This window comes from Streptomyces sp. NPDC016851, assembly GCF_055562795.1.
In genome coordinates, this window is sequence record NZ_JBVHEP010000029.1 from 60,938 (window position 1) to 75,724 (window position 14,787).

At 71.5% G+C, this 14,787-nt stretch carries 13 protein-coding genes; 6 read left to right on the plus strand and 7 right to left on the minus strand.

Annotation, left to right across the window (positions count from 1 at the left end):
- Positions 1-75 precede the first annotated feature (75 nt).
- A complete protein-coding gene (locus ACZ3I3_RS34870) occupies positions 76-513 on the plus strand; it encodes an ArsR/SmtB family transcription factor (protein ID WP_467371642.1) in 438 nt (145 codons plus the stop codon).
- Complete coding sequence (locus ACZ3I3_RS34875) at positions 510-995, plus strand: SRPBCC family protein (RefSeq protein WP_467371644.1); 486 nt, start codon at positions 510-512, stop codon at positions 993-995. The genes ACZ3I3_RS34870 and ACZ3I3_RS34875 overlap by 4 nt, the downstream gene beginning before the upstream one ends.
- A gap of 45 nt (positions 996-1,040) precedes the next feature.
- Here the strand turns inward: ACZ3I3_RS34875 and ACZ3I3_RS34880 are convergent, their stop codons facing one another.
- The 6 genes from ACZ3I3_RS34880 to zapE all read right to left on the minus strand — a co-directional run bounded on the left by ACZ3I3_RS34880 (position 1,041) and on the right by zapE (position 8,387).
- On the minus strand, positions 1,041-1,925 hold the full coding sequence (locus ACZ3I3_RS34880) for a PPK2 family polyphosphate kinase (protein ID WP_467371646.1): 885 nt from the start codon (positions 1,923-1,925) through the stop codon (positions 1,041-1,043).
- Positions 1,926-2,011: 86 nt separating this feature from the next.
- Complete coding sequence (locus ACZ3I3_RS34885; RefSeq protein WP_467371648.1) at positions 2,012-3,397, minus strand: PhoX family protein; 1,386 nt, start codon at positions 3,395-3,397, stop codon at positions 2,012-2,014.
- Between the two features lie 90 nt (positions 3,398-3,487).
- Positions 3,488-4,369 carry a slipin family protein gene (locus tag ACZ3I3_RS34890; RefSeq protein WP_467371650.1) on the minus strand — a complete coding sequence of 294 codons (882 nt, stop codon included), beginning with the start codon at positions 4,367-4,369 and terminating at the stop codon, positions 3,488-3,490.
- A gap of 167 nt (positions 4,370-4,536) precedes the next feature.
- Positions 4,537-6,027 (minus strand): SulP family inorganic anion transporter, encoded by a 1,491-nt coding sequence (locus ACZ3I3_RS34895; protein ID WP_467371652.1) that lies wholly within the window; start codon positions 6,025-6,027, stop codon positions 4,537-4,539.
- Positions 6,028-6,035: 8 nt separating this feature from the next.
- Positions 6,036-6,617 carry a carbonic anhydrase gene (locus tag ACZ3I3_RS34900; RefSeq protein ID WP_467371654.1) on the minus strand — a complete coding sequence of 194 codons (582 nt, stop codon included), beginning with the start codon at positions 6,615-6,617 and terminating at the stop codon, positions 6,036-6,038.
- 708 nt (positions 6,618-7,325) lie between these two features.
- Positions 7,326-8,387: a cell division protein ZapE gene (gene zapE, locus ACZ3I3_RS34905; RefSeq protein ID WP_467371656.1), complete on the minus strand. Its 1,062-nt coding sequence runs from the start codon at positions 8,385-8,387 to the stop codon at positions 7,326-7,328.
- Between the two features lie 73 nt (positions 8,388-8,460).
- On the opposite strand from zapE, the gene ACZ3I3_RS34910 reads away from it, so the two are divergent.
- The 4 genes from ACZ3I3_RS34910 to msrB all read left to right on the plus strand — a co-directional run bounded on the left by ACZ3I3_RS34910 (position 8,461) and on the right by msrB (position 11,901).
- On the plus strand, positions 8,461-9,276 hold the full coding sequence (locus tag ACZ3I3_RS34910; protein WP_467371658.1) for a pyrimidine reductase family protein: 816 nt from the start codon (positions 8,461-8,463) through the stop codon (positions 9,274-9,276).
- Between the two features lie 251 nt (positions 9,277-9,527).
- Positions 9,528-10,001, plus strand: a complete 474-nt coding sequence (locus ACZ3I3_RS34915; protein ID WP_466203036.1) for an indole-3-glycerol phosphate synthase — start codon at positions 9,528-9,530, stop codon at positions 9,999-10,001.
- An 86-nt stretch (positions 10,002-10,087) separates the two neighbouring features.
- The gene (gene murC, locus ACZ3I3_RS34920) at positions 10,088-11,479 is read left to right on the plus strand and encodes a UDP-N-acetylmuramate--L-alanine ligase (RefSeq protein WP_467371660.1); all 1,392 of its coding nucleotides are present in this window, start codon (positions 10,088-10,090) and stop codon (positions 11,477-11,479) included.
- Positions 11,480-11,493: 14 nt separating this feature from the next.
- Positions 11,494-11,901 carry a peptide-methionine (R)-S-oxide reductase MsrB gene (gene msrB, locus ACZ3I3_RS34925; protein WP_467371662.1) on the plus strand — a complete coding sequence of 136 codons (408 nt, stop codon included), beginning with the start codon at positions 11,494-11,496 and terminating at the stop codon, positions 11,899-11,901.
- Between the two features lie 12 nt (positions 11,902-11,913).
- Here msrB and ACZ3I3_RS34930 read toward each other — a convergent pair whose 3' ends face one another.
- A complete protein-coding gene (locus ACZ3I3_RS34930; RefSeq protein ID WP_467371664.1) occupies positions 11,914-14,766 on the minus strand; it encodes a type 1 periplasmic-binding domain-containing protein in 2,853 nt (950 codons plus the stop codon).
- Between the last annotated feature and the right edge of the window lie 21 nt (positions 14,767-14,787).

The following is a 14,787-nucleotide window of genomic DNA, read 5'->3' on the forward strand; positions in this document are numbered from 1 at the left end:
GTACCCCCGACTGCCCGTCTTCAGCATCGGCGTGCCGCTTTACAGAAGGGGCCGGCAAGGCTAACGTACAACCAAATGGTTGTAGATGTGAATGAGCTGAACGACGAAACGGTGGACCGGCTGTTCCACGCCCTGGCCGACACCACCCGCCGGGACATACTCCGCCGCTGCGTGCGCGGCGAGCTGTCGGTCTCGCGGCTGGCCGAGGCCTATCCGATGAGCTTCGCGGCGGTGCAGAAGCACGTCGCGGTGCTGGAACGGGCGGGCCTCGTAGCCAAGCAGCGCAGCGGACGGGAGCAGCTCGTGCGCACCGACCCCGACGCGGTGGGCCGCGCCCGCCAGGCCCTGGACGAACTCGAGTCGGCGTGGCGCGGACGGGTGGACCGGATGGCCCGGCTGCTCGCGGAGGACCCCGGCAGGGAAGAGCCGGAAGAGCCGGAAGAGCCCGGCATCGAAGAACCGGGAGCTCCCGGTACCGAAGAGAACGACACCCCGGAAGGACCCCGGAGATGAGCGTCACCAGTGTCGACAAGGACCTCGACAACCTCACCCTCACCCTGATCGCCGACTTCGCCGCCCCCGTGGAGCGGGTGTGGCGGCTGTGGGCCGACCCCCGGCAGCTGGAGCGCTGGTGGGGCCCGCCGACCTACCCGGCGACCGTGGAGGAGCACGACCTGACCCCCGGCGGAGAGGTCACGTACTTCATGACCGGCCCGGAGGGCGACCGGCACCGCGGCTGGTGGCGGATCACCTCGGTCAGCGAGCCGACCTCCCTGGAGTTCACCGACGGCTTCGCCGACGACGACGGAAAGCCCAAGGACGACATGCCGACCATGTCCGTGACGGTGCGGCTCAGCGAGCAGGGCGGCGGCACCCGGATGGAGATGCGCTCCCTCTTCGACTCCCGTGAGCAGATGGAGCAGCTGGTCTCCATGGGCATGGAGGAGGGCCTGAAGGAGGCCGTCGGCCAGATCGACGCCCTGCTGGCCGCCTGACCGAACGGATCAGGACCGCCGCACCGGTCAGGGCCACCGCCCCGGTCAGGACTCCCGCAGCAGCCGTTTCCGGCACTCCGCCACGTCGAAGTCCGGCTCCGGATACCGCGGATCCAGCTCCCGCAGATGCTCCAGGAGCAGCGTGCTGACCGCCCAGTTGCGGTACCACTTGTGGTCGGCCGGAACCAGGTACCAGGGCGCGCACGAGGTGCCGCAGCGCTCCAGGGCCCTCTCGTAGGCGTCCTGGTACGCGGGCCACAGAGCGCGGTCGTCGATGTCGGACGGGGCGAACTTCCAGCGCTTCTCCGGCTTGTCGAGGCGCCTGAGCAGGCGGCGGCGCTGCTCGTCGTAGGAGATGTGCAGGAAGCACTTCACCAGCGTCACGCCGTCGTCTGCGAGGGACCGCTCGAAACGGTTGATCCGCTCGTAGCGGCTCTCGACCACGGCGCGTGGCGCGAGCTCCCGGACCCGGGCGACCAGCACGTCCTCGTAGTGCGAGCGGTCGAAGATCCCCAGTTCGCCGGGGAGCGGGAGCGCCTTCTCCACGCGCCACAGGAAGGAGTGCGCGCGTTCCTCGGCGGTCGGAGCCCTGAACGCCGTGATCCGGCAGCCGGCCGGGTTGAGCAGCCCGATGACGTGCTTGACCGTGCCGCCCTTGCCGCTGGTGTCCATGCCCTGCAGGACCAGCAGGACGCGGCGCCGGTCACCCGCGGTGCTCGCCGCCCACAGCCGTTCCTGAAGGCCGGCGAGCCGCTCACCGATCCGGGCCGTGGCCGCTTTGCCCGCGGCCTTGCCGTCCGGGCCGCCGGGGGTGGCGGCGGCATCGTGCCGGGACAGGTCGACCGGCTCACCCGCGGGCAGGCGCAGCCGCTCCCGCAGCGAAGCCCCGCGCTCGTCCCCGTCCTGCTTCCCTCTGCCCTTCTCCGTCACCGGGCCCCCTTCCGGTCCTGTGCCTCGATCGTCCGCCGGGGCGCCGGGTCGCGCATCCGGCGCCCCGGACGGGAGCGGAGCCGTGCCTACCGGCGCCAGGGGCCCGTCACCGCGAACGTGGTGCCGGGGGTGTAGCAGTTGACGTACATCGTGTCGCCGTCGGGCGAGAAGGCCACCCCGGCGAACTCGCCCCACTCGGGCTCCTCCGGGGTGCCGATGTTTTGCCTGCCCCGGGCCATCGGGTACACCTCGCCGCGCCGGGTGACGCCGTAGACGTGCTGGGCGCCGTTGCCGTCCTCGCAGACCATGAGGCCGCCGCTGGGCGCCAGGCAGATGTTGTCCGGCGACTCCCCGGGTAGCTGGATGTCGGTGTCCGGGCCGAAGACGATCACCAGGGTGAGCCGTCGCCGGTCCGGGTCGTAGCGCCAGATCTGCCCGAAGTGGTCGGCCGCCGACCCCTCCGCGCTGCGGGCGAACGACGACACGAAGTACACCGACCGGCCGCCCCAGTAGCAGCCCTCCAGCTTCTGCGCGTGCGTGATGCCCCCGCGGCCGAAGTCCTGGAGCCGGATCGGGGTCTGCGCCGCCAGTGGGTCCGGTACGTCCACCCACTCGATGCCGCCGAACTCCGCGCCGATGTCCTGGATCGAGGACAGGTCGGGCACGCCGGGCACGCGCATGGCCTGGAGCCGGCCGCCCGCGCGCAGCGAACCCCGCCCGCCGAGCGGCCTGTCCGGCAGGAAGCGGTAGAACAGGCCGAAGGGCTTCTGGAAGGCGTCCTCCGTCTCGTACACCACGCCCCGCCGGGGGTCGACGGCGATCGCCTCGTGCTGGAAGCGGCCCATCGCCGTCAGCGGTACGGCTCCCGTGCGGTGCGGGTCGGCCGGGTCGACCTCGAAGATGAAGCCGTGGTCCTTGGTGTAGCCGTTGGTGCCCGCCCTGTCCTCGGTCTCCTCGCAGGTCAGCCAGGTGCCCCAGGGGGTGGGGCCGCCCGCGCAGTTCACGGCCGTGCCGGCGATCGCGACGCGTTCCGACAGGACGTGGCCCCGGGAGTCCAGCGTCAGGGCCGTGCAGCCGCCCTTGCCCGCCGGGTCGTAGGTGAGGCCCTCGACGGTCGGGACGGGGAGCCTGCCGTCGGCGCGGTTCTCGTGGTTGCGGACCAGGTGGACCCGGCCGCCTCTGCCCGCGAAGGCCGACATGCCGTCGTGGTTGGAGGGGACCGCGCCCTCGCCGGAGCGCAGCGGGTCCCCCTCGCGGGACAGGACCCGGTAGCGGAAGCCCTCCGGAAGGTCGAGCAGGCCCTTCGGGTCGGGGACGAGCGGTCCGTAGCCGCCGCCGTGGCCGAGGTCCTGGGCGGCGGCGGTGCCGGCGAAGAGTTCGGACAGGGCACCGGAGAACGCGATCCCGACGCCCAGGGCGCCCGTCCCGGCGAGAACCTGACGTCGTGTGGTGATACGACCGGATTCGGTCATGGGGAAACCTTCCTGCTGGCGGACAGGAACTGTGATCCCGCTGTGTCTATCACCTGGTGCGGGTCGCGGGAACCACGCGCGTAGCGTGGCTCACTGCTCGACCGCGCGCCGCAGCTCGTCGATGGCCTGTTCGGTCGTGTCGACGGGGCGGTCCGCCGGCGCCGGTGCCGGCCGGTCCCCTTCCTGGTGGGTCCCTTCCTGGTGGGCCGACTCCTGATGGCCCCTCTCCAGGAACCGCAGCAGTTCCACCGGGATGGGCAGCACCAGCGTGGAGTTCTTCTCCGCCGCCACGGCCATGACGGTCTGGAGCAGGCGGAGTTGGAGCGCTGAGGGTGTGTCGGCCATCTGCTGGGCGGCCTGGGACAGCTTCTTGGAGGCCTGGTACTCGGCGTCGGCGTTGATCACCCGGGCCCGCCGCTCGCGGTCGGCCTCGGCCTGGCGGGCCATGGAACGCTTCATCGTGTCCGGCAGGGACACGTCCTTGATCTCCACGCGGTCGATGGTCACGCCCCACTCCACCGCCGGGCTGTCGATCATCAGCTCCAGGCCCTGGTTGAGCTTCTCCCGGTTGGACAGCAGGTCGTCCAGTTCGCTCTTGCCGATGATCGAGCGCAGGGAGGTCTGTGCCATCTGGGAGACGGCGAAACGGTAGTCCTCGACGTTGACGACCGCGGCCGCCGGGTCCACGACCTTGAAGTACACGACCGCGTCGACCCGCACGGTCACGTTGTCCCGGGTGATGCCCTCCTGGGCGGGCACCGGCATGGTCACGATCTGCAGGTTGACCTTACGCATCCGGTCCACCGCGGGGACGATCAGATTGAACCCGGGCCGCCGCACGTCCCCGTGCAGTCGCCCGAGCCGGAACACGACCCCGCGCTCGTACTGCTTGACGACCCGCGCCGCCGAGGCCAGATACACCAGCACCCCGGCTCCGGCCGCCACTACCGCCCCGACCAGCTCTTCGACCATGCCGACCTCCCCGTCCAGAGGTCCCGATTCGTCTGTTGCTGTAACGATATGCCTGGAATAGGGGTCGGGGCCATGCCCCGGGAGCCGGGTCGTACACGCGAAGGTCCGGGGCGCACCGCTGGGGTGCGCCCCGGACCAGGGGGTCGGAGTGGCTTCCGGCTACGTCACTACGCGGCCGTGACCTTCTCGGCCTCCGGTGCCGGCTCCGGCTCCGTGACCTTCACCGGCTCCGTGCCCGTCGCGCTGTGGCGTTCGGCCCAGCTCTCCAGGGCCGTGCGGCAGGCGTGGTCGAGGTGGTGCAGACCCGAGAGATCCAGCTCGACCGGGCGGTCCTGCGGCAGGCTCTCCAGGCTGTCGAGGATCTTCGGCAGCCGCAGGAACGTCGCGTTGCCCGACAGGTACGCCTGGATCGGACCGGCGCCCTTGTCTATGACCTCGAGCTTGACGTGCGAGGCCTCCCAGGCGGTCTTGACGACCGACAGGGCCAGACCGATCAGGACGCCCTCGAACATGTTCACCGCGACGATCGACACGGCGGTGACCACGAGGATCAGCGCCTCGCCCTTGTGAGCCCGCCACAGCGCCACGACCTGGCGGAACGGGATCAGCTTCCAGCCCGCGTGCACCAGGATGCCGGCCAGGGCGGGCAGCGGGATCAGGGCCAGGGCCCACGGCATGGCGGCGGCGAACAGCAGCAGCCACACGCCGTGCAGCACACGGGACGCCTTGGTCTTCGCACCCGCGTTGACGTTCGCCGAGCTGCGGACGATCACCGCGGTCATGGGCAGCGCGCCGAGCAGACCGCACACGGTGTTGCCCGCGCCCTGGGCGATCATCTCCTTGTTGTACTGGGTGCGCGGACCGTCGTGCAGCCGGTCCACGGCCGCCGCGCTGAACAGGCTCTCCGCGGAGGCTATGAGCGCGAACGCGATGATCGTGCCCCAGATGGCCGGACCGGCCAGCTGGCCGAGGGCGTCGGTCCCGGGCGGCTGGATGACCCCGAGGAGGCCCTCCACCTCGACCGTGGCGACCGGCAGGCTGAAGGCGAGCGTGGCGAGCGTGGCCAGGACCACCGCCGCGAGGGCGCCCGGCACGGACTGCACGGCCTTCGGCAGCTTCTTCCACAGCACGATGACGGCGATGGTGCCCGCGCCGATCGCGAGCGAGGTCATGGCCTCGGTGCTGCCCAGCGCGTCGGTGAACGCCCCCGGCAGCCCCGCGATCTTGCCTATGCCGGACTCCGGCGCCTTCAGGCCCGCCGCCGCGTAGATCTGCCCGGCGATGATCACCAGGCCGATGCCGCAGAGCATGCCCTCGACGACGGAGACGGAGATCGCCCTGAACCAGCGGCCTATCCCGAAGAAGCCCATGGCGAGCTGGAGCAGACCGGCCATCAGCACGATCACGCCGAGTGCGGCCACACCGAACTCGCTGACGGCCTCGAAGACCAGCACGGTCATGCCCGCGGCGGGCCCCGACACCTGGAGGCTGCTGCCGGGCAGGAACCCGGTGACGAGGCCGCCCACGATGCCGGTGATCAGGCCGAGTTCGGCCGGGACGCCGGAGGCGACGGCCACGCCGATGCAGAGCGGCACGGCGACGAGGAAGACGACGATGGAGGCGAGGAAGTCCTGCCTCAGGTAAGGGAACTTGGTCATGGTGTCCCTCACAGGGTCTCGAAGGTGTCGGTCTCCGCGTGGTGTTGCCACACGGTTCCGGTGTGCACTTCGTAGAACCATGCGTGCAGGCCGATGCGGTCCTCCGCCAGCCGGCGCTCGATGCACGGGTACGACCGCAGTCGCAGCACCTGGGTGAGGGCGTGGTTCTGCACGGCTTCGGCGACCGTCGGGTCAGCCGGGTCATCGCACTTGGGCTCTTCGGCGGCGTGCGCGAGCCAGTCGCGCACCGCCGGTACGGCGGCGAGGTCGTCGCCCCGTACCACCGCGCCCACGGCACCGCAGTGCGAGTGGCCGCAGACCACGATGTCCTTGACGCCGAGGACTTCCACGGCGTACTCGATGGTGGCCGCCTCGGACGTGGGGTGCTCCAAGGCGTACGGGGGGACGATGTTGCCCGCGGTGCGCAGCTCGAAGAGCTCGCCGGGCCGGGCGCCCGTGATCAGGGCCGGTACGACCCTGGAGTCGGAGCAGGTGATGAACAGGACGTCGGGGGACTGGCCCTCGGCGAGGCGGGCGAACTCCTCAGGGCGCTGTCCGAACATGCGGGCGTTGTCGATGAGGGGTTGCATCAGAGTGGTGACTCCTCCTGGCGCGCAGTGGGGGCGCGTCGGACGGGCATGACAGAGGTGGGGGTGAACTGCTCTGTTCCTCAGCAGCGGAAGACTTGAAGTGCTGCCGGAGTGTGCGACGTCGAGGATCTCGACGTGCGTTCGTGCGCGACGCCGGGTGTGGCCCGGTCCGGCGCTCTCGGCGGGATGTGCCTGAGCAGGTGCCGATCGGGCGCCGAGGGCGCCGAGTCGGTGCTGTGCAACCGGTCGCGGGTCCGCAGGGGGCCGTTCGGGCCCCCGTGGTGCCCGGCGCGGCAGGTCGCTGTCTCGTCGCGCAGAGCCTTTCCGGAGAGCTTGGTTCCGGGGTGCGCAGACTTGCCGGAGGGTTCAGTTCCGGGCTGAGCCTTGGCCTTGACTTCACTGGGCGTGTGCGCGGATGCGAAGGATGCCGTCGGTGCGAAGAACTGAAGGGCGAGCAGGACGGCGGCGAGGAGTGAAACCACGGTCCGTGCCGTCGTACCTCGGTACATGCGCCCCCCTTCAGCTGATTCGCACGTCTGGCACTGACCAACACTTGGTCAATGACTGGTCAAGAAACACGTTAACCCTGCAAGGTCGTTTGCAGGGTTAACTTAACGTTTCAAGCTGAAGAGAGCCTGAAAACCGTAGGTGGACTGGCCTGAACTGCCCCTTACCCCACGGTGGTTCGGCGCGATATCGGGGTTGTGATTACCGGGCGTTCGCCAGCTTGGCCGCGTCGCGGGCCAGGGCGGTGAGCCGGGAGATGGCCCGGAAGTACTTCTTGCGGTAGCCGCCGTTCAGCATCTCCTCGCTGAAGAGCTGGTCGAAGGGCACGCCCGAGGCCAGCACGGGCACTTCACGGTCGTAGAGCCGGTCCGCGAGGACGACGAGCCGGAGCGCCGTCGACTGGTCGGGAACCGGCCGTACACCGGTGAGGCAGACGGCCTTGATTCCGTCGGTCAGGGCGCCGTAGCGGCTGGGGTGGACGCGGGACAGGTGTTCCAGGAGGGGCGAGAATGCGTCGAGGGACGCGCCCCCGGTGGCGTGCGCCGCCTTGGTCACCTGTTCGTCGGAGTACGGGGGCGGCGCCTCGGGCAGGCCGCGGTGGCGGTAGTCCTCGCCGTCGATGCGCAGGGCGCGGAAGTGGGCCGACAGTCCCTGGATCTCGCGCAGGAAGTCGGCCGCGGCGAAGCGGCCCTCGCCGAGCTTGCCGGGCAGCGTGTTGGAGGTGGCGGCGAGCGCGACGCCCGCGTCGACGAGCTTGCCGAGCAGGGTGGAGACCAGGACGGTGTCGCCGGGGTCGTCGAGCTCGAACTCGTCGATGCACAGCAGACGGTGGCCGGACAGGGTCTGGACGGTCTGCTGGAACCCGAGGGCGCCGACCAGGTTGGTCAGCTCCACGAAGGTGCCGAACGCCTTGAGCGTGGGCTCGGCCGGGGTGGCGTGCCAGAGGGACGCCAGCAGGTGGGTCTTGCCGACGCCGTAACCGCCGTCGAGGTAGACGCCGCGCGGGCCGGCCGGGGCCTTCTTCGGCGCCCTGCCGAACCCGAACAGCCGCCGCTTGCCGGAATCGCCCGCTTGGCCGAGACCCGCCGCGAAGCCCTCAAGGACCCGGACGGCCTCCGTCTGGCTGGGCTGGTCCGGGTCCGGGATGTACGTGCTGAACCGCACGGAGTCGAACCGCGGCGGCGGAACCATCTCGGCGACCAGCCGGTCCGCGGGCACGTGCGGCTCACGGGCGCACAGCGAGAGCGGGGCCGCGTCGGTCATGGGGCCGGTTCCGGAGGGGGCTGGGGAGGAGGACACGGTTCACCATGCTACGGGGCGTGGAACACTGCACGGCATGCGACGTCTGTTCCCTGTGACCGATGAAACAGCAGCTCCGGGCTCGGGCGCCGGGCCCGGGGAAGAGGATCGCGGCGGGGCCGGACGGGAGTGGAGTCTGGCCGAGCTGGCCGCCGCGTACGCCTATCCCGCGGCGGGGCCCGGCGGGCCGCTGCCGTGGCTGCGCGCCAACATGGTGTCCACGCTGGACGGGGCCGCCCAGCACGACGGCCGTTCGCAGCCCATCTCCAGCAAGACCGACATGCGGATCTTCGGCACCCTGCGGGCGCTGGCGGACGTCGTGGTCGTCGGCGCGCAGACGGTGCGCCAGGAGGGCTACCGGCCGGCACGCGCGCGTGAGGAGTTCGCGGAGCGGCGGGAGGCGGCCGGGCAGGGTCCCGCGCCCGCGATCGCGGTGGTCTCCGCCAGCCTGGACCTGGACTTCTCGCTGCCCCTGTTCACCTCGCCCCTGGTGCCCACCCTGATCCTCACGGGGGCCTCGGCCGCCCCGGACCGGGTCGCCGCCGCCGAGAAGGCGGGCGCCCGGGTGGTCACCGCCGGGGACGGCATCGGCGTGGACCCGGCCCGTGCCGTCCGGGCCCTCGCCGCCCTCGGTTACACCCGGCTGCTGACCGAGGGCGGCCCGCGGCTGCTCGGGCAGCTGGTGGCGGCCGGTGTGCTCGACGAGCTGTGCCTGACCGTCTCCCCGCTGCTCACGGCGGGCGACGCGCAGCGCATCGCCGGAGGGCCCGCCGTCACGGTGCCGCAGCGCTTCAGGCTGGTGTCGATGCTGGAGGAGGACGGCTTCCTGTACACGCGGTACGGGCGATCCTGAGGTACTGATCCGCGCGGCACGGGGTACAGGTCTCGGCGGCCGGGAAACCGAACCGGTCGGTAGGTCCGGAATCGGTGCGATGGCCGCCGCCGGTCCGGTAATCGGCGGAATATGCCGTTCCGTTTGGTTTCCGGAGGGCACACTGGATCCGGCAGTGCCCCTGCGACCACGGGGCAGGATGGTTTCCGCAGGGCCGGGGCGGCCCACGGAGGAGTGGGGCCGCGGGCCCCCGGGAACAGAAGGGGCGCCTGGTGTTCACAAGCGTATTGATGATCGAGAAAGCCCTGACGTCCGCCGACGTGGAGTTCGTCACGACGTTGCACGGGGAGGAGCCGGTCGCCTTCCAGGTGCTGCTCCAGCCGCGCGGCGAGCAGGCGGACCGGCTGCTGCGGGCTATCGACGACGTCGCGCTCGGCGAGCTCGACGAGGCCGTCCGCGAGGGGGAGACGCCGGAGGGCGAGGAAGCGCTGAGTGTCGGGCAGCGGGCGCTGGAGGTCTCGCTCGCGGCGCTGCGGGCCTCCGGGAGCGGGGCCGAGGGGCGGCTGATCGAGGATCATCCGCTGGACGCGCTGAAGTCACTGGTGGAGGAGGTCGGCGCGGACGAGGTCATCGTGCTGACCGACCCCCATTACGTGGAGGAGTTCTTCCACCGGGACTGGGCCTCCCGGGCGCGGCACAAGGTCGGTGTGCCGGTGCTGAAGCTGTTCTCGCACAGCAAGGCGTAGCGGACACCACCTGCCTGGCACAGTGCCGCGCGCTCCTGAAATAGGCTGTGGGCGCTAACCGTCCTTGAACGCTCTTGGAGATCCGCATGGCACCCGGCCTTCCCACCGCCATGGACCGACCGCACTTCATCGGCATCGGCGGGGCCGGAATGTCGGGGATCGCGAAGATCCTCGCGCAGCGCGGGGCCGTCGTGGCGGGCAGTGACGCCCGGGAGTCGGCGACGGCCGAGGCGCTGCGGGCGCTGGGGGTGACGGTGCGCATCGGGCACGCCGCCGAGCACCTGGCCGACGACGCCAGCTGTGTGGTCGTGTCCTCGGCGATCCGGCAGGACAACCCCGAGCTGGCCCGCGCCGCCGAACTCGGCATCCCCGTCGTGCACCGCTCCGACGCGCTCGCCGCCCTGATGGAGGGCCTGCGCCCGATCGCGGTCGCCGGCACGCACGGCAAGACGACCACGACCTCCATGCTGGCCGTGTCGCTGAGCGAGCTGGGCCTGAAGCCGTCGTACGCGATCGGCGGGGACCTGGACGCGCCCGGCTCCAACGCGCTGCACGGCGAGGGCGAGATCTTCGTCGCCGAGGCGGACGAGTCCGACCGCAGCTTCCACAAGTACGCGCCCGAGGTCGCCATCGTCCTCAACGTCGAGCTCGACCACCACGCCAACTACGCGTCGATGGACGAGATCTACCAGTCGTTCGAGACGTTCGTGGACCGTGTCACCGAGGGCGGCACGCTGGTGATCGCGGCCGATCACGAGGGCGCGCGGGAGCTGACGCGCCGGGTCGCCGGGCGCGGCGTGCGGGTGGTGACGTACGGCGAGTCCGAGGACGCCGGCGTGCGCATCCTGTCGGTCGTGCCGCAGGGCCTGAAGAGCGAGGTCACCGTGGTGCTGGAGGGCAAGGAGCTGACCTTCGCGGTCTCCGTGCCCGGCCGCCACTACGCGCACAACGCGGTGGCCGCGCTCGCGGCGGGCGTGGCGCTCGGCGTCCCCGCCGAGGAGCTGGCCCCGGCGCTGGCGGCGTACACGGGCGTGAAGCGGCGGCTCCAGCTCAAGGGCGAGGCCGCGGGAGTGCAGGTCATCGACTCCTACGCGCACCACCCCACCGAGATGACCGCCGACCTGGAGGCCATGCGCGGGGCGGCGGGCGACGCCCGGATCCTGGTCGTCTTCCAGCCGCACCTCTTCTCGCGGACCCAGGAGCTGGGCAAGGAGATGGGCCAGTCCCTGGCCCTGGCGGACGCCTCGGTCGTGCTGGACATCTACCCGGCCCGTGAGGACCCGATCCCCGGCGTGACCAGCGAGCTGATCATCGAGGCGGCCCGGGCGGCGGGCGCGGACGTGACGCCGGTGCACGACAAGGCGGACGTGCCCGCCGTGGTCGCGGGAATGGCGAGGCCGGGGGATCTCGTTCTCACCATGGGAGCGGGCGACGTCACCGACCTCGGCCCGCACATCCTGGACCGTCTGTCGAACTGAGGGGCTGGAGGCTCATGCCGTACGACGTCGAGAAGCCGGACGAGCAGTGGCGCGCGGAGCTGACCCCGGGCGAGTACGCGGTCCTGCGCCAGGCGGCCACGGAGCCCGCCTTCACCGGTGAGTACACCGACACCAAGACCCGGGGCGTCTACTCCTGCCGCGCCTGCGGGGCGGAGCTGTTCACCTCCGACACCAAGTTCGAGTCCCACTGCGGCTGGCCGTCCTTCTTCGACCCGAAGGACACCGACGCGGTGGAACTGATCCAGGACCGTTCCCACGGCATGGTCCGCACGGAGGTGCGCTGCGCCCGCTGCGGCTCCCACCTCGGGCACGTCTTCGAGGGTGAGGGCTATCCGACACCCACCGACCAGCGGTACTGCATCAACAGCATCGCGCTGCGGCTGACGCCCGTCGAAAGCTGAGGCGGGCCGCGGTCACCGGATCCGGCACTCCTTCACCGTGAGGGGTGTCGTGTCCCCCGCGGTGCGGCTGCACAGCACCCGGGTCTCGGCGGTGCCGTCGTCCGCGCGGCGGACCCGCTTGAGGACGATGCTGTGGCCGGTGCGGTCGCCGTACAGCGGGGCCCGGGTGAAGTCGATGGTGCCGGTGGCCATGCCCTCGATCTTGACGTTGCGCAGGTTCACCCAGGTCGAGGCGCGGCTCTGCGGCCGGTCGTCGCGGGTGGCCGCCCAGTACAGGGCGCGGGTCGCGTCGTGGGCCAGGGCGGTCTGGCCGCTGGCCAGGGCGGGGCTGTCGTAGCGCACGGGCCGGTCCAGACCGGGCAGGTACGCGGCGGCCGAGAGGTAGAAGGTCGTCTGGGTGGCGGCCGACTTCAGCTCGGCCAGGGCCGCGTGGTACAGCGTGACCTTCGGCGCGACGGACTGCCCGCCGGCGGTGAAGTCGGCCTTGGACAGGTCGTCACCCGTGAGGATGGACAGGGGCTTCCCGGCGCAGCCCGGCTCGGTGCCCAGCTGCGTCATCAGGGGATCGATGTCCTCCACCCGGCCCGCGAAGTAGATCACGGACGGGACCCGGCCGCCCCGGCAGATCTCCTGGGCGTGCGAGCGGAGTTCGGGCTTGCCGCCGCTGAGGACGTAGCGGCGCGGCTCGAGCCGGGCGAAGCCCTGCCGGCGCAGCATCTCCTGGCCGTAGCGGGCCTGTTCGTCGGTGTACAGGTCGTCGGTCTTCGCCGTGTCGCGGGCGAGGACGAGGCCGTACTGCCGTCGGTCCGGTCTGCGCAACTGGGCCGCGATCAGGCCGAGTTGCTCGATCTGCCACTCGTCGGTGGCGGCCAGGCTGAACCAGTTGGCGAACTCGCGGGGCAGATACGTGGCGGAGTTCGTGCCGGAGACGACCGGCAGGCCGGCCTCCAGCAGGGTGCGCGTCGTCGCCCTGCTCGACTCCAGGTCGCGGCCGGTGCCGATGACCCCCACCACGGTCGGGTCGTCTGCGGCGTACGCGGCGATGGCCTCGGCCATCTCCTCCTGGTGGCCCAGGTCCACGCCGCCGTTGGCGACCAGGACGCGCAGCTTCACACTGGAGTTCTTGTTGATCACTGCCTGCGCCAGGTAGACACCCGCCAGCTCCTCGGTGCCCTTCACGAACGACGAGCCGGCCGGGTCGGCGCTCAGCGGCCCGGCGTAGACGACGGTGACGTACTTGCCGGAGTGGCGTGCGAGGACGTCCGCGTTCTGCCCGGCTATGCGGTCCTCCAGTTCGTCCACCGACCAGGGCGTTTCGTCGTCGGCGGTCAGTGTCCTGAGCTCGTCGGAGGGCTTGGGGGCGGGCAGCCAGTCGGCGAAGCGGACGCCGCCCGTCGCTATGCCTATGCACTCCGTGTCGCCGCCGGGTGTCCGTTCGAGCCGGGTGTCCCGGTTGGCGGTCAGTACGGATGCCGAGCAGTACCGGTCCTGGAGGGAGTCGGCGCGCATGACGGTGGCGGCGGCCAGCAGGGCGGTCACCAGGACCAGGGTGTGCAGGGCCCACACCAGCCGGGCGAGTGTCGGCCGGGTGGCGGCCCGCAGATGGCGGCGGCGTTCCTCGACGGGACCGAGCTGGTCGTGCGGCAGCGGGATCTTCATCACCCAGGGCAGGACGGACCGCTCCCGGCTGGGCGACTGCTCGGCGCGCAGGTCGCGTGCCCACTCCCGGTACCAGGTGCGCAGCCGCTCGCCGAACCGGGGCGGTGCGGGTTCGGGGTCGGGCGCCGTCCGGACCACGCCGCGCTCCAGGCGCGGCACGTCGTGGGAGCGGACCGCGGCGACCACCAGCAGCGGGTCGAGCTCGCTGCGCCGGCTGCGGACGTCGCTGATCGCCCGGATGAGTTCGATGCCGCCGTTGCGGTCGTCCGCGTGCGGCAGGAACAGCATGGGCGGGCGCGGCCGCTTGAAGCCGCGCAGGTCCCAGCTCCAGCGGCGGTGGTTGTCCCGCAGGTCCTCCCGCAGCGCCAGCACGCACAGCTGGAGGTGGAAGTCGCCGCCCGCCGTGAGCGCCTCGGCCACGTCGTACGCCCGGGCCGCGATCGCCTTCCAGGAGCGCACCGGCCGCAGCAGCGACACCTCGGTCGGATCGTCCTGGTCCGCCGCCCTGAGGAAGGTCGTCGTCATGAACCAGCGGCTCTCCCGGCGCAGCCACAGGAAGATCGGCGCCCGCCCCGGCAGGACGTAGTTGAGGACGGTCAGCAGCAGCAGGAAGGCGAGTCCGGCCGCCACCGCCACGAACCAGTCGCTGCGGGCGAGGAGCGCGGCGAGCACGGTCACGAGACTCGCGGGCAGGATGTGCGCCATGTCGAACAGCGGCAGGCCCGAGCGCCACCGCGCGGTGCCCTTCGGGCGCCAGCGCTGCCGGGCCAGCTGGTCGAGCAGCCGCTGCCGCTGGTCCTGCCCGGCCTCGGGGCTGCCCGGGGCGGGCGCCGGCCAGGTGTCGCCGAGTGCCGCGACCGCGTCGTCGATGGCGTGCACCAGCCGCAGCCGCGGGAACGCGTAGCGCCGGTAGACCGCCTTCGGGCCGCCCCACTTCTTCGGGTCGCTCAGCGCCCGCACCATGGCCGCGGCCCGGCGCACCTCCGTCGTGCCCTCGTAGACGTCCTGCGCCACCGCGCAGCGCGTGCCGTGCGCGTCCTGGCCCGTGTACAGCTGCCGGACCAGCCCGGCCACGGCGTCGTCGTCCGTGCCGTCCTGCGCGTGCACGACGAACACCGGCATCGGTGGCTCGGCGCTCGTGCGGAAGTCCTGGATGAGGATTTCGAGCTGATCCTGGAGGTGGACCGCGGCGCCGGTCTCCGGCATGCCGTCGTGTCCCCCAGGGCA

Coding starts and splice junctions, on each gene's coding strand:
- ACZ3I3_RS34870 (WP_467371642.1), top strand. CDS start 76: ATGGTTGTAGATGTGAATGAGCTGAACGACGAAACGGTGGACCGGCTG.
- ACZ3I3_RS34875 (WP_467371644.1), top strand. CDS start 510: ATGAGCGTCACCAGTGTCGACAAGGACCTCGACAACCTCACCCTCACC.
- ACZ3I3_RS34885 (WP_467371648.1), bottom strand. CDS start 3,397: ATGACCGAATCCGGTCGTATCACCACACGACGTCAGGTTCTCGCCGGG.
- ACZ3I3_RS34890 (WP_467371650.1), bottom strand. CDS start 4,369: ATGGTCGAAGAGCTGGTCGGGGCGGTAGTGGCGGCCGGAGCCGGGGTG.
- ACZ3I3_RS34895 (WP_467371652.1), bottom strand. CDS start 6,027: ATGACCAAGTTCCCTTACCTGAGGCAGGACTTCCTCGCCTCCATCGTC.
- ACZ3I3_RS34900 (WP_467371654.1), bottom strand. CDS start 6,617: ATGCAACCCCTCATCGACAACGCCCGCATGTTCGGACAGCGCCCTGAG.
- zapE (WP_467371656.1), bottom strand. CDS start 8,387: ATGACCGACGCGGCCCCGCTCTCGCTGTGCGCCCGTGAGCCGCACGTG.
- ACZ3I3_RS34910 (WP_467371658.1), top strand. CDS start 8,461: ATGCGACGTCTGTTCCCTGTGACCGATGAAACAGCAGCTCCGGGCTCG.
- murC (WP_467371660.1), top strand. CDS start 10,088: ATGGCACCCGGCCTTCCCACCGCCATGGACCGACCGCACTTCATCGGC.
- msrB (WP_467371662.1), top strand. CDS start 11,494: ATGCCGTACGACGTCGAGAAGCCGGACGAGCAGTGGCGCGCGGAGCTG.
- ACZ3I3_RS34930 (WP_467371664.1), bottom strand. CDS start 14,766: ATGCCGGAGACCGGCGCCGCGGTCCACCTCCAGGATCAGCTCGAAATC.